The organism is Oceaniglobus sp. K40-3, from assembly GCF_055808395.1.
The window spans coordinates 2,670,432-2,689,321 of sequence record NZ_CM147868.1; the positions used below are offsets into that span (position 1 = coordinate 2,670,432).

The following is an 18,890-nucleotide window of genomic DNA, read 5'->3' on the forward strand; positions in this document are numbered from 1 at the left end:
GCCTGAAATCAGAGATTTCAACGCGTTGGGTGATGCTGAGTGCTTCAGCTATTGCGAGAAGTGCTATAGGGGATTGGGCAACAGGCAGATCGGAAGGAACACCATGGACAGCTTAATCTGGGGCGGCGTCGCGTTATCGGCCGTTGGGCTGTGCGCCCTGATATGGTGCATCATCGCCGCCATCCGCATCCGCCGTTCGGGGCAGGACGACGCCACCATGCGCGCCGGGTTGCAACGGCTGGTGGTGGTGAACATGGGCGCGCTGCTGTTGTCGGTGCTGGGGCTGATGCTGGTCGTTGTCGGGATATTCCTGAGCTAGGGCACTTCTCGTTCCGCCAGCCGCGTGCCATTCTTGATGCAATCGGCCAAAAGTGGCGACAGCACAGCACCGGTTCCCCCGGCCTGCACATCCCGTTCGACCCGCACCAGCCCGCGCTGATCGGCGGCCATCATCGGCCCGCCGCGCCAGCGCGGAAACCCGAGGGCGTGGACGGCGGCCACATCCACCGCCCCGGCCCGCGTGATCGCCCCGGTCGCCAACAGGGCCGCCCCGGCATTGGCAAGGGCGGCGGCGCAGACATGGCCGATGTCGGCTTCGGCCACGTTTCGCGCCACGGGAATATCCGCCTCGGACAGGGCGCGCATCATGGCGCGGGTCTCGGGCGGTTCGCCGGCGGGTGCACCATCGCGCCAGACAAACAGCCCCGCCCCGGTGCCGCGCCCGGTCAGCCCGCTGTCAACCAGCGCATCCAGCAGGGCAACCTCGGGCATGTCATCGCCCTGCACCGCGCGGCGATGTTCCAGAACCCGGTCCAGCCCCCGGGCATCCATGTGGGTGCAGGGCGCCATGCGAAACCCGTAAGTCGCCAGCGCCTGATCTATCACCTCGCCGCTGTGGCCACCGATCAGCAGCGCCTCGATCACCCGTTCCAGAACCTCGGTCAGGTGATGCACCAACCGCCCGGGCGCGGCCACGCCCACCACCGGTTGCCGCTGTAACCGCCGCACCAGCGCCAGCGCGGTGGCGGCTGCATCGGGCGCACAGCCTGGGGGGCCAGCAGTTCGGCCAACGTGGACAAATGCGCCGAGCCGGGCAAATGCACCGCGATCAGGTCTTCGGGGCGTTCTGCCGCATTGGCCAGACCCTCGGGCGCAATCACATCCCCCGCCGCCAGCAACAGGGCGCCGGGGCGCGCCAGCAATCCGATGGCCGACCAGATTTCACGCTTGAGCGCGGGGTCATCCGGCCCCGCCTCCCAGATCACATCGGCGCTGCACAGATCGTCAAAGGTTGCCTCGGGTTGCACCCGCAGCAAACGCGCGTCGCGGTCCGGCGCGCTCAGGGCGCCACGCTCGACCGCATCATCATAGAGATCAAGCAGGCGTTCCAGCACCACCGCCTGCCCCGCCGGTTCCAACTCGACCAGCAGCACCTCAAGCCCGGCGTCAAGACAGATCAGCGCCAGCTCACCCGCCCGCGCGGTGCCGCCGGTGATCGCCACCCTGGTCAGCGGGCGCGCCCGTCCGCCCGCCGCAGCCGGCCATTGGGCCGCTTCAACCTCGGCCCGGGCCATGTGGTGCAGGGCCAGACTGGGTGCGCTGATCACGCAATCGGCAAAGGCCGCCTGTTCCATGGCAAGGCCAGTGTCAAACGGCAGGATCATCGCCCCCTCGACACAGTCCACGATCCGCGACGGCGCCTCAAGGGGCGATCCCTCGACCGAGGCCCGCGCCTTGGCAACCGCCGTCATGAACCCCGCCACATCGCCCAACCCATCGCGGCGCAATGCCGTGGGGCGCGGCGCAGGGTGCCCGGCAGCCATGGCCAACGCCGCCGACACCGCATCACCGGCCTGTGGTGCATCAAGAAACCCGGCCATCGGCGCACGGGCCTGCCCGCCCAACAGCAGGGTCAACGTGGCCCCGGCCCCGCACAGGCGCGGCAAGCGTTGGGTCATCCCCCCCGAGGGCGGCAGGCCCAGCCGGATGCCCGGCGCCCCAAGGCGCAGATCCTTGCCCGCCACCCGGTAATGACAGGCCAGTGCGAGATCCAGACCATCGCCCAGAACCGCCCCGTTCAGCGCCACAATCACCGGCTTTGGCGCCCCCTCAACCGCAAGACACAGCGCGCCAAGGTCCGGCGCCCCCGCCCCCTGGGCGGTTCCCACGGAAAAATCGCCATCTTTTGCCGCCAGAGCGATCGTGCGCACCTCATCGTTGTCCAACGCCACCGTCAGCGCCTGCAACAGCCCGGCGCGCACCGCCCCGTCCAGCGCGTTCAGCGGCGGATTGGCAAACCGGATCACCGCCACATCGCCCTGTTGTTCCGTGTCGATATCCATCGCCTAAGCCCCTTCGCGCGTCAGCCGCGCCGCCATATCCGCCAGAACCGGGATCGACCCGGCATAAAGTTTCGCCGTTTCCGGGTTTGATGCGTTGCCCGCCCGCGCCCGTGCCACCACGCCTTCCAGAATGGCCGCCAGACGGAAAAAGGAAAAGGCCAGAAAGAAGGTCCAATCCGCGATACCCTTCAACTGCCGCCGTTCGCAATAGGCGGCAACATATTCCGCCTCATCCGGCAGCCCCAGCGCGCGGCGGTCCAGCCCGCCAAGGCCGCGCATTCCGCCATCATGGGGCAACCGCCACTGCATACACTGATAGGCCAGATCCGCGAGAGGATGGCCAAGGGTGCTTAGCTCCCAATCCAGCAGGCCAATCACCCGGGGTTCATCGGGGGCGAAAATCATATTGTCCAGCCGGAAATCCCCATGGACCAGCGCGACCTGCCCGTCGTCGTTCGGCATTTCATCGTGCAACCACCGCGCCAGATGCTCCATATCCGGCAGGGGCGTTTCGGCGCTGGCCCTATATTGCCGGGTCCAGCGATCAGTCTGGCGGGCAAAGTAATTGCCCGGCTTGCCGTAATTCGCCAGCCCCACCGCCGCCGGTTCAACCCGGTGCAGGCGCGCCAGAACATCGTTCATCCCATCGTAAATCGCGCCGCGCCCGCCCTTTGGCACGTCAGGCAGGGCCGGATCCCAGAAAATCCGCCCCGCAAGATATTCCATGATGAAAAACGCCCGCCCAAAGGGCGACGCCCCGTCATCAATCAGGCGCAGCACGGGCGGCACCGGCACATCCGTTCCGGCCAGCGCCTGCATCACCGCGAATTCGCGTTCCACCATATGGGCGGATTTCAACAGATCACCCGGCGGTTTGGCCCGCAGCACAAACTGCCCGCCTGCCGCCTCGATCAGATAGCTGGGGTTGGATTGTCCATTGGCGAATTTGGCGATCCGGCGCACTGGCCCGATCTGCGGCATCTCTGCCGCGATCCAGACGCCCATCGCCTCGGGGCCGGAAATGTGCTGTGCATTCATGGCGCAATTAGTATCCACACAGGGGCGCGACGCAATCCCTTGATTGATCCCGGGCGCCCTTGGCCCCATGATGCCCCCGACCCCAGTGAGGACCACGCGATGACAATGCCCCTCGGCCCGACCGACCGCCTGCTGCCCCTGCTTGACGCGGTGCGCACCATGGTGCGCGATGAAATCGCCCCCTGTGACGCCGAATTCCTGGCCGAAGTGGACAAGGGCGACCGCTGGCAATTCACCCCCCGCCAGCGCGACATTCTGGAAGGCCTGAAGACCCGGGCGAAAGAACGCGGATTGTGGAATTTCTGGCTGACCAACAGCGACAGGGGGCTGGGCCTGACCACCGTGGAATATGCCTATCTGGCCGAGGAAATGGGCAAATCCCACCTTGCCGCCGAGGTGTTCAACTGCAACGCCCCCGATACCGGCAACATGGAGGTGTTCGAACGCTTTGGCACCGAGGCGATGAAACAACGCTGGCTGGTGCCCCTTCTGGCGGGCGAGATTCGCAGTGCGTACCTGATGACGGAACCCGCCGTGGCCAGTTCGGACGCCACCAATATCGCGCTGTCCTGCGTGGACGACGGCGACGCATTCGTGCTGAACGGCGAAAAATGGTGGGCCTCGGGGGCGGGCGATCCGCGCTGTGCCGTTTATATCGTCATGGTGCGCACGGGCGATGAAGGCGCGCCGAAACATCAGCGCCACTCGATGATCGTGGTGCCCGCCGACACCCCCGGCATCGAAAAACTGCGCCCCATGCAGGTGTTCGGCCACGATGATGCCCCGCACGGGCATTTCCATATCCGTTTTAATAATGTGCGCGTGGCGCGCGAAAACATGCTGTTGGGGGTCGGGCGGGGGTTTGAAATCGCCCAGGGGCGGCTTGGCCCGGGGCGTATCCACCATTGTATGCGCGCCATCGGTCAGGCCGAACGCGCGCTTGAACTGATGTGCCAGCGCGCCCTGTCGCGCGAGGCATTTGGCAAACCGCTGGCGCAACTTGGCGCGAATTTCGACTATATCGCCGATGCCCGGATCGAGATCGAACAGGCCCGCCTGCTGTGCCTCAAGGCGGCGTGGATGATGGACCAGGGCGATCCGCGCGCCGCCGCCCCGTGGATTTCGAAAATCAAGGTGGCCGCCCCGGACATCGCCCTGAAAATCACCGATCAGGCGATACAGATGTACGGCGCCCAGGGCATATCACAGGACACGCCGCTGGCGCGCCAATGGTGCAACCTGCGGGCCTTGCGCCTGATCGACGGCCCCGATGCGGTACATCGCCGTCAGGTGGCCCGGGCCGAATTGCGCCGCCACACTGAGCAAAACATATAGGGCAGCGCCGCCCGGGGCCGGTCAGACAGGTACGTTATCCCACATATCCGCCGGCTCGCTTGCCTCCAGCGCCCATTCAAGACGGGCAATGTCACTTGGCGCGGCCAATCCGCAGACGCGCAAGGCCTCAACCCGGCGGCGCAACCCCTGCCCGGTGTCCCGTGCGCCCGTGATGTCATTCAGCAGATGTTCCACTGTTGCTGTGCGTGTTTCCGGCATGGTCGATCCCCCTGTGGTAGAAGTCCCGTGTGCATCCGGTGGCCAGAGCCAATCTGACCACCCTTTCGCCATACTACCACAAGTTGCGCCGATTCGAGCGTGAAATGCCGCCTATTGGGGGCAATAGGCGGAATGAAGCGCGATCAGCACCGCCGTGATGCGGGCATCCGCCAGGGCATAGACCACCGTGCGCCCCTTGCGCGTGGCGCTGACCACCCCATCGGCGCGCAACCGCGCCAATTGCTGTGAAACATAGGCCTGCCCCAACCCAAGGGCCTGTTCCAACGCACCAACGCTGGCCGGGCCTTCGACCAGCTTGCACAGGATCAACAGGCGCGACGGGTTGGACAGGGCGCGCATGGCGCCTGCGGCTTCCTCTGCCGCGCGGGCCATTTGCGAAAAATCGGGGGCGGTCTGGATCATGGGTCTTGTTAGCGCATTCGCCAACACATATCAATATTGCAATGTATTATCGCAACGCCTATGTTCCCCCCAACCAGAAGGAGCCACGCCATGCAGCCGCAGGTCACCGCCTTTTTTGACGATGCCACCAATACCGTGTCCTATGTCGTACGCGATCCGGGGGGCACCAGCGCCGCGATCATCGATTCGGTGCTGGATTTCGACCACGCCTCGGGGCGCACCAATACCGCCTCGGCGGATCGGATCATCGCCCATGTGCAGGACGCAGGGCTGAGCGTTGCGTGGATCCTCGAAACCCATGTTCACGCCGATCATCTTTCGGCAGCGCCCTATCTGCAACAAAAGCTGGGGGGCAAGATCGGGATTGGCGATCAGATTACCGTGGTGCAGGATACCTTTGGCAAGGTGTTCAACGAAGGCACCGAATTTCAGCGGGACGGGTCGCAATTCGATGCCCTGTTCAAAGAGGGCGACAGTTTTCACATCGGTCAGTTGCGCGGTGATGTATTGCACACGCCGGGCCACACCCCGGCCTGCCTGACCTATGTGATCGGCGATGCCGCCTTTGTGGGCGATACCCTGTTCATGCCCGATTTCGGCACCGCGCGCTGTGATTTTCCGGGCGGGTCCGCCGCCCATCTTTATGCCTCGATCCAGAAAATCCTGACCTTGCCCGACGAAACCCGCATTTTCGTCTGCCACGATTACAAGGCCCCGGGACGCGAGGAATTCGCCTGGGAAACCACAGTGGGCGCCCAAAAGGCCAAGAACGTGCATCTGGCCGGGCGCAGCGGCGAAGATTTCGTCAGGATGCGCCAGGAACGTGACGCCACCCTCGGGATGCCCAAGCTGATTTTGCCATCGTTGCAGATCAACATGCGCGCCGGACAGATGCCCCCGGCCGACGCCAAGGGCGATGTCATGCTGAAACTGCCGCTGAACAAACTTTAGGAAACGGATATGCCACAGGAATGGATTTTGGGCCTGCTGGGCGGTGGGGTGATCGGCAGTGCCGCGGCGCTTTATCTGCTGGTGAACGGGCGGATCATGGGGGCGTCGGGCATCATCGGCGGGCTGGTTGATGGATCGGCCCGGGCGCAGGGGCGCGAACGGCTGGCCTTTCTGGCCGGGCTGATCGGGGCGCCTGCGGTGATCGTGCTGATCCTTGGCGCGCCTGACACACATCTGACCGGAAATTGGGCGGTGCTGGTGGCGGCGGGTCTGTTGGTGGGGCTTGGCACGCGGCTGGCCAATGGCTGCACCTCGGGGCATGGGGTATGCGGCATCTCGCGCCTGTCCCTGCGCGGGATCGTGGCCACCTGCATTTATATCGGGGCCGGGGCGGTCACGGTGGTTTTGTTCCGTCATCTGCTGGGGGTCATCTGATGCGCCTGTTGTTTGCCGCCCTGTCCGGCGGATTGTTCGGGACCGGGCTTTTGCTGTCGGGCATGGTCGATACCGCGCGGGTGCGCGGCTGGCTGGATCTGTTTGGTGATTGGGATCCGACGCTGGCCTTTGTGATGGGCGGCGCGATCGTACCCATGGCCATCGCATGGGCCGTAACCCGGGGTCGGCGCCCTGCGCTGGGCGGCGATTTTCCGACACCAGCCGCAGCGCGCCTTGATCGCGGGTTGATCCTGGGGTCGGTGTTGTTTGGGGCCGGATGGGGGCTTTCGGGCCTTTGCCCCGGTCCGGCGCTGGCCTCGCTCAGCTTCAACGGTGTGGGCGGGGTTGTGTTTCTGGCCGCGATGGCCTTGGGTATGTGGGCCGCACCCCCTGCGCACACGGATCATGCCACCTGCCCCTGCTGAATGAGGATAACGATGCAAATCAACACCCTGACCCCCCGCTACTCTGTCTCGGGGCAGATCACGCCCGAAGACATGCCCGCCCTGAAAGAGGCCGGGTTCACCGCCGTCATCTGCAACCGCCCCGATGCCGAGGTCGATGCCCCGGAAGACAGCAGCGCCATGGCCGAGGCCGCCGCGGCAGTTGGCCTGCCATTCACCTACAACCCGGTGGTCAACGGCGCGATGACCGATGACAACCTCACCACCCACGCCCGCGCGCTGGCCGAGGCAACGGGACCGGTGTTTGCCTATTGCCGGTCGGGCATGCGCTCGTCCGTGGTTTGGGCGCTTTGCCAGGCGGGGGCAAGCACGCCGGACGATCTGATCGCGGCAGCGGCCCAGGGCGGATACGATCTGCGCCCCCTGCGCCCGCAAATCGAGGCGGCCGCACACCGCTGAGCGAAGGGCAATCACGGGCATCAGCGCCCGCCAAAGGGCGCTTTGCCAGTCATCAAGTGGCCCACTTGCGGGGCCGTGGCACCATCGCCCGAAAGTGCGGGCCGGGGGGCGGCGCAGGCAGGTTGTCCAGCAAAACCGCCTTGTTGCCCGCCGATTGGCCCAACCGCCCCTGGGCCATGATCGTGCCGGTGCATCCGGTCAGGGCGACCTGCGCCAGCGCCTTGGACGGGAGGGGCACAAGCGCCCCAACCTGCCAGCCCGTCACCTGCTCAATGGGCAGATGCAGCCGGGTCAGCACCGCCGAGAGTTGCGCCCTGGCGCCCAGAAGATTGGCCTCGATCCCGCTCTGCCAGTCGGCATCCGTATCGGGCGCCTGTTCCACTTGGGGCAGTTTTTCAGGCAGGATCAGCCGCAACCGCCCCTGCCGGTCACCGCCACCAAAGGCGAGGGTGATTTCGGTCAAAAGATGCGTTTCATCCGGCAGGGCCAGAGTGACGGCGCGCCCATCCGCCAACAGGGTGGCAAATCGCATCCCCCGGCAGGTTTGCGCCCCGTCAACCCCGGCGCTGTGGGTTTCGAACAGGCCCAGCACCCGATCAAGCGGATCGGCCACCATGGCACCATCGGTGGGCGTGGGAGGGCGCGGCGCAGAGCGGCGCGGCAGAACCCGGCCCATGGTCTGGGATTCAATCAGCGCCGCCATGAGTTGCACATCCAGCAGGGCGACGGCAAAACCATTCACCCCTTCCAGAAGAATGGCCAGATCACCGTCATCCATCTGCGCGGCAAAATCCGGCGGATCGACCGGGCGCACCCCGTGATCGCCCATGGTCACCGCAAGCCCTGCCGATTCCGAAAATCCATGCACCAGCGCCAAACGCCACGCCCGGCCCGGCGTCATCGCCTGAACCGATTCTGGCGGGCGCCCGGCCCCGAGTTTTCGCCGCAAAGCGGTCTGGGTTGCGCCCACGCTCATCCCTGCAAACCTTTTGACTGCATATGGTCCCTTGATGCCCCAGCAAAGTTACCAAATGCTGAACGGCTGCGGGCTATTGTGCGGCGTGCGGCACCAATCGCCCCGGGCGCGGCGGCAGAGCCACGCGAAACGCCGCCCCGCCCTGCCCCGGCACATAGGTCAGCCGCCCGTCCAGACGCGTCGTGATCTCGCGCGAAATGGCAAGGCCAAGGCCAGCGCCCCCGGCGGCACGGGTATCGCCCACCCGAAAGAATTTTTCAAAAATCACCGACTGGCTGTCTTTTGGAATACCGCTGCCGTTGTCGATGAAATCTACGGTCAGCCCCGTCGCGCCATCGGTCACCACGATGCGCAACACCGGCTCTGGCGCGTCGCAATATTTCTGCGCGTTGGAAATCAGATTGATGAACACCTGCGCCAACCGGTCGGGATCGGTGTGCATGACCAGCCGTTCATCGCTCGGGCGTTCGATCCGCAGGGCGCTGTCCGCGTTTCCGGTTGCCGCCACCGCATGATCCAGAATATCGCCCAAGACCGCGATCCGGCGGTGCAGGGTCACCTGCCCGCTTTCCAGCACGCTGAGATCCAGCAGATCGTCCAGAAGCCGGGTCAATCGCCGCGCCTCGTCAAAGATGATGGTCGAAAAACGGCTGCGCGCCTCTGGTCCTATCTCGGCCCCGTCGCGCAGAATTTCCGAGAACGCCCGGATTGATGTCATGGGGGTGCGCAATTCGTGGCTGATCTGGCTGAGAAAGGCGTCCTTTTGCACGCTGAGGGCTGTCAGTTTTTCGTTTGCCTCGCGCAATTGGCGGGCGGTGCGGCCCAATTCCTCGGATTTGGCCTCAAGCTGGCTGGAATATTCCATGATCTGCGCGGTTTCATCGGCCACGCGCATCAGTTCCTCGACCGACACCGCCGCGCCGCCGGTGATCTGGCCCAACATCGCATGGGCCGTGGCCGCCCCCACCGATCCGGCCAGTTCACGTTCCAACCGTTCAAGAAACTTGCTTGTTGTATCAGGCAGATACCCATCCTTGCCCTGCTCGCGCGCCATGGATTGAAACAGCGCTTGCGCCTCGGCTGCGCCAAGAATCCGTTGCGACATCATCAACAGTTCCTCGGCCTCGACGGTGCCGGGCGACCAGCCGCTTGCATTGCGGGCATGGCGAAAGATGTTGACGAATTCGGCGCCCTGCAACCGCTCGATCGGGCCGGGAAACCCGATCAGGGACAGGGCCACGAAAATCGTCGTGTTGAACCCCAAAGACCAGATGGCGGAATGCACCACCGGATCAATCCCGCCGATCCCGAACAAGGCCTGAGGGCGCAGCCAACCCATATCAAACGGCCCGTGCGCCAAAAGAGATCGAGACATCAGCGCGCCTTCGCCGATCCCGGGCAACAGCAACGTCCAGGCCCAAATCGCAAAGCCCGCAATCAGCCCGCCCGCGGCACCCGCCCGCGTGGCGCCGCGCCAGAACATGCCACCCAATAGCGCCGGCAAGATCTGTGCGACGCCGACAAAGGCAATCAGCCCGATTGCCGCCAGTGCCGCGCCCCCCAGACATTGCGTAATAGACATAGGCCAGCGCCAGCACTCCGACGATGGCAATCCGGCGCGCGCGCAGCACCACATCGCGCACATCCCCCGAAACGGTCGCCCCGCCGCGCCGGGCATTCAGCCAGATCGGCATGACGATATGGTTGCTGACCATGGTGGCCAGCGCGATCGAGGCGACAATCACCATGGAGGTGGCCGAAGAAAATCCGCCCAGAAACACCAGCATCGCCAGACCATCCTGCTGAAACGCCAAAGGCACGGTCAGCACATAAAGATCGGGGTTTGCCTGTTCGGGCAAAACCGACAGCCCGACCACCGCAATGGGAACGACGAACAGGCTCATCATGAACAGATAGAGCGGAAACGCCCATGACGCCGTGGCCAGATGGGATTCGTTGGAGTTTTCCACCACCACGACCTGAAACATCCGGGGCAGGCAGACAAAGGCAACCGCCGACAGAAAAGTCAGCGTGACCCAGCGGCTCTGATCCATCTGCCACTGGGCGATCGGGCTGGCGTTGGTCATGCGAAACACCTCGGTCGGGCCACCGGCCACACCCCAGACCACGAACACCCCCACCGCCAGAAGCGCGACCAGTTTCACCACCGCCTCGACCGCGATGGCGGTGACAATGCCGTGGTGGCGTTCGTTGATGTCAAGATTGCGGGTGCCAAACAGGATGGTGAACACCGCCAGCCCCGCCGCCACCCAGAACGCCGTGGCGCGCGCGTCGCCCGCCGCGCCGGGGGCGTGATCGGCAAAGACCGAAAACGACAGGGTGACCGATTGCAGTTGCAGCGCGATATAGGGGGTGGTGAACACCACGGCCAGCACCGTAACCAACACCCCCAGAAAGGTGGATTTGCCATAGCGCGATGAAATCAGGTCGGCGATGCTGGTGATCCGCTGGGTGCGCCCGATCCGCACCAGACGGCGCAGAAATGCCCACCATCCGACCACCACCAGCGTCGGGCCAAGATAGATGGTAACGAATTCCAGCCCCGAACGCGCGGCATATCCCACGGCGCCGTAAAACGTCCATGCGGTGCAATAGATCGACAGCGACAGCGTATAGACAAGGGGCGAGCGCAGAATGCCCAGCCGCCCCCGCTCTGCCCGCTTTTCGGCAACGAACGCCACCACGAACAGCGCCGCCACATAAAGCGCACAGGCCAGCGCCAGCGTGTTGAACGTGAGCATCAGGAAAGCTCCGCCCCGTCGGCGGGGGGCGGCGGCGCATTGCGCAGCAGACGGCGCGACATCAGCGCCGCGGCCAGGATCAGCACCGTCCAGACCCCGAACAGATACAGCCCGCCCGTGGCCGTCCCGGCCGGAATACCGCCCCCTTCGGGAACAGGCCCCACCCACAGGATCGGCAGCAGTATCGCCACCGCCCCGGCCACGGGCAGCAGCCGCGCCGCATCCATCAGGCGACGGCGGCGATAGGTCTGACGCTCCAGAAACAACGGCTCGGGCGGCAGACGGGGCGCCATTTCAGACGCCGTGCGCCGGGGCAAGCGCCTGAACGCAGGCCAGCATATCGGCGTTGGAAAACGGTTTGGTCATGAATTGATTGGCCCCGAACCGTTCGGCCATATCGCGGTCTTTTTGCTGACCGCGGGCCGTCAGCATCAGCACCGGGATCTGCGCAATTCCGGGCGCCGGATCGGCCCGCAGATCGCGCAGGATGTCAAACCCCGACCGCCCCGGCAGCATTGCATCCAGCACGATCACATCGGGCACCCGGCGGGTCACGGCGGCCATGGCCGTGGCGCCATCGGCATGGGTATCAACGGCCCAGCCATCGCGCGACAATATGTAACGAACGGCCTCGATGATGTTCGGCTCGTCCTCGATCAGCAGCACGCGCTTGGCCATGTCTCTCCCCTCGTCGACCGGCCTTTTGACCTTGGTCATGGCCAGTATGGCACCGCCGTGTCGCGACGTCAAAGCCGCTTGGTCACGCCAGTTCGGCCACGATGGCCGGTTCGCGCCGCGCCGCGCAATTCACCCGGGGGCAGACCCGGCACGAGGTGCCGACCGGGCGCGCCGGGGTATCGCCGTCATGGGGCAGGATCACCATCGCAGAGGTGACAACAGGCGTGGCATCAAACCCGCCATGGTGCGCCTGCACCGCCTCGGCATAGATCGCGAAACGCGGGCGCATCTGGCCGACCTGTTCCACAATCTGATGCACCCGGCTGTGGGGGCGCGACAGCGCGAGGTACAGCGGCCAGAGCGGACAGGCCGCGCCGAACCGGGGCAGCGCAAACCCCTCGACCGGCTTGCGAAAGGTCAGCGCGCCCGACCCGTCGCAGATCACCAGCCCCACAGGCCGCCCGCAGACCCCTTCGGGAAGGGCCGCCAGCCGGCGGAACACCCGGTGCAGGTCACTGGCACAATCCTGCGCCAGCAGCGCCGGATCAGGGCCATGGCGGGCAATGGCGGCGCGCAGGGCATCCAACGGCAGATGCGCCGCATCATCGCGATACTGACGGGCAAAGGCGGCAATCAACTGCCGCGCCGTGCCGCTGACCTCGGGGGGGATCATCGCCTCGGGGTCGGTGGTGCCGTGTTCCAGCGCGCCAAGGTAATACCCCTGCCCGGCCAGCCATGTTTCCAGTTCTTCCTGCGGGGTGGTCAGTGCGGTATCGGCCTGCCCCCCGGAATCAAGATACCCGACCAACCCCTGGGCGCTTTCGGCAAGGCGCTGACTGTCCTCTAGCAGATTGCGGTGAAACCGGGCCTGCCATTCGCGGTCGATCTCGCCATCGTCGGCCAGAATCGCGCTGGTGCTGCGGATCGCGGTCACAGTGGACAGCACATCGTGCAGCGCCTCGGACAGGAACGGATCGTGGGTCATCCGGTCGTTCAGGGTTTCCACCGTCCTTTGCAGATCGGCGATGCGGCGCGCCTGAGCGATGGCCAGGCCGGCCCAATCGGGAAACCGCCCGGCAAATTCCTCGGCCCGGGTCAGATCGGGGGCATGGCGGGGGGTTTGGGCCACGGCATCGCGCAACCCGTCGATCAGCGCCGCCTCGGCCCCCCGCGCCAGCAGCGCGGCATCGGCCCCAAGGGCACGGGCGGCGGTCGCCAACAGCTTGCCCGCGATTCTGCGGCGGTTGTGTTCAATCAGATTAAGGTACGACGCAGAAATTCCCATTTCTTGTGCCAGATCGGCCTGGCGCATCCCCAAATCCATCCGCCGCGCCCTGATCCGGCTGCCGGTCATCCCTGTTCGCGACATTGTGAAAACCTTTCCGTTTCAATCACTTTCTGCACCGTGCCGATAATATATTTACACATACTCATGACATCTTGTGCATTATTTTACAATTTTTCCGTTTCAATAGAAGGATTTGTTGCGGAATTTTCCACACACGCGCATTCTTGCCGCAGTTCTGTAAAGGAACAGGCCCCGGCGGCAAACCGCCAAGGCCAACGCCAAACGGGAGGACTTCATGACGAAATCAAACTTCACACGCCGCGGTCTGATGAAAACCGGCGCCGCAACCGGAGCGGGGCTTGCGCTGCCCACGATCTTTACCGGGGCGGTCTGGGCCGATGCCCATTCCGGGTTCACCAACGCGCCCACCGGCGATTCCGTGACCCTGGGCTTTAACGTGCCGCAATCCGGCCCCTATGCTGATGAGGGCATGGACGAGCTGCGCGCGTTTGAGCTGGCGGTCGAACACCTGAACGGTGGCGGCGATGGCGGCATGATGAACACCTTCAGTTCCAAGACACTGGAAGGCAACGGCATCCTGGGCAAGAAGGTGAACTTTGTCACCGGCGACACCCAGACCAAAACCGACGCCGCCCGCGCATCGGCCAAGTCGATGATCGAAAAAGACGGCGTTCTGATGATTTCGGGCGGGTCCAGTTCGGGCGTGGCCGTGGCCGTTCAATCCCTGTGCCAGGAGGCCGGGATCGTCTTTATGTCCGGTCTGACCCACAGCAACGACACCACCGGCAAAGACAAGCGTGCCAACGGATTCCGCCACTTCTTTAACGCCTATATGTCGGCGGCCGCTTTGGCGCCGGTGCTGTCCAAGCTCTATGGCAACGATCGCGCCGCCTATCACCTGACCGCCGATTACACCTGGGGCTGGACCCAGCAGGAATCGATTCAGGCCGCAACCGAGGCACTGGGCTGGAAAACCGTGAACAACGTGCTGACCCCCCTCGCCGCGACTGATTTCAGCAGCTATATCGCGCCGGTTCTGAACTCGGGTGCCGATGTTCTGGTGCTGAACCACTATGGCGGCAACATGGTCAACTCGTTGACTGCTGCGGTGCAGTTCGGTCTGCGTGAAAAGCAGGTCAACGGCAAGAACTTTGAAATCGTCGTGCCGCTGTATTCCGAGCTGATGGCAAAGGGTGCCGGCGCCAACATCAAGGGCATCATCGGGTCGCAGAACTGGGACTGGAAACTTGAAAACCAGATGGGCGACAAATACTCCGGCACCAATGCCTTTGTTCAGGCGTTCGGCACCAAGTACGGCTTCCCGCCGTCACAGGCTGCGCAGACGTGCTATGCCCAGACCCTGCTTTATGCAGATGCGGTGAATCGCGCCGGATCGTTCAACCCCTGCGCCGTGGGCGAGGCCCTTGAAGGGTTCGAGTTCGACGGTCTGGGCAACGGTCCGACCCTGTATCGCGCGGCCGACCACCAGTGTTTCAAGGACGTGCTGGTCGTGAAAGGCGCCGAAAACCCCGAGGATGAATTCCACCTCGTGGAAATCGTCGAGGTGACCCCGGTTGAGCAGGTGACCTATGCGCCTGACAACCCCATGTTTGCCGGCGGCGAACTGGGGGCGTGCAACCCCGGCGCCTGATCGCCGATCCTGCGGGGCGGGCCATGTGCCTGCCCCTTGCCACCACTCATCACACCTTACGACATCCATGTGCCGGGTGTGCGCCCCCGGCGCCCGCCCCATTGACACGAGGTCACGCCAATGGACGCCATTATTCTGCAAATCCTGAACGGTCTGGACAAGGGGTCGGCCTATGCGCTGATCGCTCTGGGCCTGACGTTGATCTTCGGCACATTGGGTGTCGTGAATTTCGCCCACGGAGCGATTTTCATGATCGGCGCCTTCTGCGCGGTGACGCTCAGCCGCCTGTTGTCGCTGTCGCACCCTTCGGCCGAATCCACAGGCACCGATTTTCTGGGCAATCCGAAATTCGAAGATGTCCTTTATGTAAACGACTGGTTCGGCCCGACCGCGGGCGCGTTCATCGTTGATTGGGCGGTGCCGCTGGCAATCCTGTTTGCCATCCCGATCATGGTGATCGTCGGGTTCGTGATCGAACGCGGGCTGATCAAGCATTTTTACAAGCGCCCCCATGCCGATCAGATCCTTGTCACCTTCGGTCTGGCCATCGTGCTGCAAGAGATCATCAAATATTTCTATGGCGCCAACCCCATTCCCACCCCCGCGCCTGCGGTGTTTCGCGGATCGTTCGATTTCGGCGTGCTGCTGGGGTTCGATCCGAATGTGATCATCTATCCGTACTGGCGGATGGTGTATTTCGCCTTTGCGGTGGTGCTGATCGGTGCGGTGTTTGCCTTTTTGCGGTTCACCACCTTCGGAATGGTGGTGCGGGCCGGCATGGCCGACCGTGAAACCGTGGGGCTTTTGGGCATCAACATCGACAAACGGTTCACGATCATGTTTGCCGTTGCCGCCTGTGTCGCGGGATTGGCGGGGGTGATGTACACGCCGATCAATTCGCCCAACTATCACATGGGCATGGATTTTCTCGTGCTCAGCTTTGTTGTGGTTGTTGTCGGGGGTATGGGGTCGCTGCCCGGTGCCGTTCTGGCCGGGTTCCTTTTGGGCATTCTTGAAAGTTTCGCCTCGCTGCCCGCCGTGACCAACCTGATCCCCGGCATCAACCAGATCATCATCTACCTTGTGGCCATCGTCGTGCTGCTGACCCGCCCCCGCGGCCTGATGGGCCGCAAGGGCGTGATGGAGGAATAACCAATGCTCGGACTTCACGCCAAGGATTTCAGGCTGTTCCTGATCGTCATCGCCATGACCATGCTGGCGCCTTTCATCCTCAACCCCTTTCCGGTGGACAGTGCCATGGCGCAGTTCAACGCCGGCTATCCCGACTTGATGCAACGGTTCGTGATTTTCGGGATCTTCGCCATCGGGTTCAACATCCTGTTCGGGCTGACCGGATACCTGTCATTTGGCCACGCCGCCTTTCTGGGTGTCGGATCATACGCCGGGGTCTGGATGATGAAACTGCTGACCATGAACATCATTCCGGCGATCCTGCTGGCGGTGATTGCCGCGGGGCTGTTTTCGGTGATTGTCGGCTATATCTCGCTGCGCCGCTCGGGCATCTATTTCTCGATCCTCACGCTGGCCTTTGCGCAGATGTCTTTTGCCCTGGCCTATTCCGTGCTGACGCCCCTGACCAACGGCGAAACCGGGCTGCAACTGTCGCTGCACGATCCGCGTGTTCTGGGCGTGACGCAGGTTGACGGGACGATCCCACCGGCAAATCTGTTCGGCGCCGCGATGCAATCCAGTTATGATCTGGTGCTGGGCGGGTGGCAGTTTACCTTTAACGTCGGGTATTATCTGTCGGCGCTGGTCATGCTGGGGGCGTTTTATCTGGCGATCCGTATCTTCCGTTCGCCCTTTGGGATGATGCTGCGGGCGGTGAAATCAAACCAGCAGCGCATGGCCTATACCGGTCTGAACCTCAAACCCTATATGCTGGCCGCATTCGTGATATCGGGCATGTATGCCGGGCTTGCCGGGGGGCTTATGGTCGCGATGGACCCGCTGGCGGGGGCCGAACGGATGCAGTGGACCGCCAGTGGCGAAGTCGTGCTGATGACCATCCTTGGCGGTGCTGGCACCCTGATCGGGCCGGTTCTGGGCGTGGGTCTTATCAAGTATCTTGAAAATATCTTTTCCAAGATCAACGACACGGTGTTGCACCAATGGTTCGGTTTTCTGCCAGACGGCGTTGAGGACACACTGGTGTTTCTTGTGCATCCCTTTATCGGCAAGGGCTGGCAACTGACGCTGGGGCTGTTGTTCATGCTGATCGTGATCTTCCTGCCCGGTGGCCTTGTGCAAGGGGGCCAGAAAATCGCCGCGTTGTTCCGCCGCAAGAAGCCGGAAAACGACAGCGCCACCTCAAAGCAACCCGCCGAATAGGAACCGCAACCATGGGTATTCTCGAAGTCAAGAACGTGGGCAAACGGTTCGGCGGGCTGAAGGCGCTGGACAATGTGAACCTGAACGTCATGGAAAACACCGTTCATGCGATCATCGGGCCGAACGGGGCGGGCAAATCCACCCTGCTCAACTGTCTCATCGGCAAGCTGACCCCGGACACGGGCAGCGTCATGTTCGACGGGCAATCCGTGCTGGGCCGCAAACCCCATGAGATCAACCAGATGGGCATTTCCCGGGTGTTTCAGACCCCCGAAATCTTTGGCGATCTGACGGTGTTTGAAAACGTGATGATCCCGATCTTTGCCAAACGCGACGGGGCATTTCGGATGCACGCCATCGAAAAGGTGATGCACGAAAAGGATGTGGTCGACGCCGCCGAACAGATGCTGGGCGATGTGAACATGCTGGAAAAACGCCACGCCCACGCTGGCTCTCTTTCGCGCGGGGATAAACGGCGGCTGGAAATGGCCATGTGTCTGAGCCAACAACCAAAACTTTTGTTGCTGGACGAACCCACCGCCGGCATGGCCCGGGCAGACACCAACAATACCATCGACCTGCTCAAGGAAATCAAGGCGTCGCGCCCGATCACCATGTGCATCATCGAACACGACATGCATGTGGTGTTTTCGCTGGCCGAACGGATCACCGTTCTGGCCCAGGGCACGCCCCTGGTCGAGGACACGCCGGAAAACATCAAGGGCCACCCCAAGGTGAAAGAAGCCTACCTTGGCGAAGCCGCCCATTGAGGAGCAGATCATGAACGCCCCCTTCAACAAACACGCCAACAACGCCGCCACCCACCCCGCTTTTCTTTCGGTCTGGGATATTCACGCCTATTATGGCGAAAGCTATATCGTGCAGGGCGTCAGTTTCGACATCCGCGAAGGTGAGATTCTGGCCCTGCTGGGGCGCAACGGTGCGGGCAAAACCAGCACCCTGCGCACCATTGCCCGGCTCGACAATCCCGAGCTGAAAAAAGGTGAAATCTGGCTGGATCATCAACCCCTGCACAAGATGAAAAGCTATGAGGCAAGTGCGGCGGGCATCGCCCTTGTGCCAGAGGACCGGCGCATCATCGCGGGCCTCACGGTTGAGGAAAACCTGAAGCTGGCCCAGATCGCGCCGCCGATCGGCTGGTCTATCGAGCGGGTCTATGAATTGTTCCCCCGTCTGGGCGAGCGGCGCAAACAGGATGGCGTCACCCTGTCGGGGGGCGAACAGCAAATGCTGGCCATCGCCCGCGCCCTGTGCCGTGACATCAAGGTGCTGCTGCTTGATGAACCCTACGAGGGCCTCGCGCCGGTCATCGTGCAGGAAATCGCCAAGACGCTGGGCATCATCCGCGATCAGGGCATCACCACGGTGATCGTCGAACAGAACGCGGTCGCCGCCCTGAAACTTGCGGATCGCGCCGTGATCCTTGATACAGGGGGTGTCGTCTATGACGGTTCGGCGGCAGAAGTCCTTGAAAACGAAAAGCTACGCGCCGAATATCTGGCCATCTGAACCGCCAAGAGTTTATCAAAGACGAA

The 18,890-nt window shown here is 63.4% G+C and carries 20 protein-coding genes and 1 pseudogene; 11 read left to right on the top strand and 10 right to left on the bottom strand.

The window, feature by feature from the left end; genetic code table 11:
• The first annotated feature begins 103 nt into the window (after positions 1–103).
• Entirely contained in the window at positions 104–319 is a 216-nt protein-coding gene (locus AC0L7P_RS13870) for a hypothetical protein (RefSeq protein ID WP_473433275.1), read from the top strand.
• On the opposite strand, the gene AC0L7P_RS13875 is transcribed toward AC0L7P_RS13870, so the two are convergent.
• The 3 genes from AC0L7P_RS13875 to AC0L7P_RS13885 are packed head-to-tail and all read right to left on the bottom strand — an operon-like array spanning position 316 to position 3,380.
• The gene (locus AC0L7P_RS13875) at positions 316–975 is read right to left on the bottom strand and encodes a 3-hydroxyacyl-CoA dehydrogenase family protein (RefSeq protein ID WP_473433276.1); all 660 of its coding nucleotides are present in this window, start codon (positions 973–975) and stop codon (positions 316–318) included. The genes AC0L7P_RS13870 and AC0L7P_RS13875 overlap by 4 nt on opposite strands.
• The gene (locus tag AC0L7P_RS13880) at positions 942–2,342 is read right to left on the bottom strand and encodes an enoyl-CoA hydratase-related protein (protein ID WP_473433277.1); all 1,401 of its coding nucleotides are present in this window, start codon (positions 2,340–2,342) and stop codon (positions 942–944) included. Before AC0L7P_RS13880 ends, AC0L7P_RS13875 begins: the two co-directional genes overlap by 34 nt.
• Positions 2,343–2,345: 3 nt before the next feature.
• On the bottom strand, positions 2,346–3,380 hold the full coding sequence (locus AC0L7P_RS13885) for a phosphotransferase family protein (RefSeq protein WP_473433278.1): 1,035 nt from the start codon (positions 3,378–3,380) through the stop codon (positions 2,346–2,348).
• A 99-nt stretch (positions 3,381–3,479) separates the two neighbouring features.
• Between AC0L7P_RS13885 and AC0L7P_RS13890 the strand changes: the two genes are divergently transcribed.
• On the top strand, positions 3,480–4,715 hold the full coding sequence (locus AC0L7P_RS13890; protein WP_473433279.1) for an acyl-CoA dehydrogenase family protein: 1,236 nt from the start codon (positions 3,480–3,482) through the stop codon (positions 4,713–4,715).
• 21 nt (positions 4,716–4,736) lie between these two features.
• On the opposite strand, the gene AC0L7P_RS13895 is transcribed toward AC0L7P_RS13890, so the two are convergent.
• A complete protein-coding gene (locus AC0L7P_RS13895; protein WP_473433280.1) occupies positions 4,737–4,934 on the bottom strand; it encodes a hypothetical protein in 198 nt (65 codons plus the stop codon).
• Between the two features lie 111 nt (positions 4,935–5,045).
• Positions 5,046–5,357: an ArsR/SmtB family transcription factor gene (locus AC0L7P_RS13900; RefSeq protein ID WP_473433281.1), complete on the bottom strand. Its 312-nt coding sequence runs from the start codon at positions 5,355–5,357 to the stop codon at positions 5,046–5,048.
• A gap of 90 nt (positions 5,358–5,447) precedes the next feature.
• Between AC0L7P_RS13900 and AC0L7P_RS13905 the strand changes: the two genes are divergently transcribed.
• The 4 genes from AC0L7P_RS13905 to AC0L7P_RS13920 are packed head-to-tail and all read left to right on the top strand — an operon-like array spanning position 5,448 to position 7,606.
• On the top strand, positions 5,448–6,308 hold the full coding sequence (locus AC0L7P_RS13905) for an MBL fold metallo-hydrolase (RefSeq protein WP_473433282.1): 861 nt from the start codon (positions 5,448–5,450) through the stop codon (positions 6,306–6,308).
• A gap of 9 nt (positions 6,309–6,317) precedes the next feature.
• The gene (locus AC0L7P_RS13910) at positions 6,318–6,743 is read left to right on the top strand and encodes a YeeE/YedE family protein (protein WP_473433283.1); all 426 of its coding nucleotides are present in this window, start codon (positions 6,318–6,320) and stop codon (positions 6,741–6,743) included.
• Positions 6,743–7,168 (top strand): DUF6691 family protein, encoded by a 426-nt coding sequence (locus tag AC0L7P_RS13915; RefSeq protein ID WP_473433284.1) that lies wholly within the window; start codon positions 6,743–6,745, stop codon positions 7,166–7,168. Before AC0L7P_RS13910 ends, AC0L7P_RS13915 begins: the two co-directional genes overlap by 1 nt.
• Before the next feature lie 12 nt (positions 7,169–7,180).
• Positions 7,181–7,606: a protein tyrosine phosphatase family protein gene (locus AC0L7P_RS13920; protein ID WP_473433285.1), complete on the top strand. Its 426-nt coding sequence runs from the start codon at positions 7,181–7,183 to the stop codon at positions 7,604–7,606.
• A 52-nt stretch (positions 7,607–7,658) separates the two neighbouring features.
• Here AC0L7P_RS13920 and AC0L7P_RS13925 read toward each other — a convergent pair whose 3' ends face one another.
• The 5 genes and pseudogenes from AC0L7P_RS13925 to AC0L7P_RS13945 form a co-directional block, all read right to left on the bottom strand.
• The gene (locus tag AC0L7P_RS13925; protein WP_473433286.1) at positions 7,659–8,582 is read right to left on the bottom strand and encodes a FliM/FliN family flagellar motor switch protein; all 924 of its coding nucleotides are present in this window, start codon (positions 8,580–8,582) and stop codon (positions 7,659–7,661) included.
• A gap of 73 nt (positions 8,583–8,655) precedes the next feature.
• Positions 8,656–11,344, bottom strand: a pseudogene (locus AC0L7P_RS13930) (ATP-binding protein).
• Complete coding sequence (locus AC0L7P_RS13935) at positions 11,344–11,637, bottom strand: hypothetical protein (RefSeq protein WP_473433287.1); 294 nt, start codon at positions 11,635–11,637, stop codon at positions 11,344–11,346. Before AC0L7P_RS13935 ends, AC0L7P_RS13930 begins: the two are co-directional and overlap by 1 nt.
• Position 11,638: 1 nt before the next feature.
• On the bottom strand, positions 11,639–12,022 hold the full coding sequence (locus AC0L7P_RS13940; RefSeq protein WP_473433288.1) for a response regulator transcription factor: 384 nt from the start codon (positions 12,020–12,022) through the stop codon (positions 11,639–11,641).
• Between the two features lie 82 nt (positions 12,023–12,104).
• On the bottom strand, positions 12,105–13,391 hold the full coding sequence (locus tag AC0L7P_RS13945; protein ID WP_473433289.1) for a short-chain fatty acyl-CoA regulator family protein: 1,287 nt from the start codon (positions 13,389–13,391) through the stop codon (positions 12,105–12,107).
• Between the two features lie 214 nt (positions 13,392–13,605).
• Here AC0L7P_RS13945 and AC0L7P_RS13950 point away from each other — a divergent pair, with 214 nt between their 5' ends.
• The 5 genes from AC0L7P_RS13950 to AC0L7P_RS13970 all read left to right on the top strand — a co-directional run bounded on the left by AC0L7P_RS13950 (position 13,606) and on the right by AC0L7P_RS13970 (position 18,864).
• Complete coding sequence (locus tag AC0L7P_RS13950) at positions 13,606–14,982, top strand: substrate-binding protein (RefSeq protein WP_473433290.1); 1,377 nt, start codon at positions 13,606–13,608, stop codon at positions 14,980–14,982.
• 120 nt (positions 14,983–15,102) lie between these two features.
• Entirely contained in the window at positions 15,103–16,134 is a 1,032-nt protein-coding gene (locus AC0L7P_RS13955) for a branched-chain amino acid ABC transporter permease (protein ID WP_473433291.1), read from the top strand.
• Between the two features lie 3 nt (positions 16,135–16,137).
• Positions 16,138–17,334: a branched-chain amino acid ABC transporter permease gene (locus AC0L7P_RS13960; RefSeq protein WP_473433292.1), complete on the top strand. Its 1,197-nt coding sequence runs from the start codon at positions 16,138–16,140 to the stop codon at positions 17,332–17,334.
• An 11-nt stretch (positions 17,335–17,345) separates the two neighbouring features.
• Entirely contained in the window at positions 17,346–18,104 is a 759-nt protein-coding gene (locus AC0L7P_RS13965) for an ABC transporter ATP-binding protein (protein ID WP_473433293.1), read from the top strand.
• A 10-nt stretch (positions 18,105–18,114) separates the two neighbouring features.
• Positions 18,115–18,864: an ABC transporter ATP-binding protein gene (locus AC0L7P_RS13970; protein WP_473433294.1), complete on the top strand. Its 750-nt coding sequence runs from the start codon at positions 18,115–18,117 to the stop codon at positions 18,862–18,864.
• Positions 18,865–18,890 lie beyond the last annotated feature (26 nt).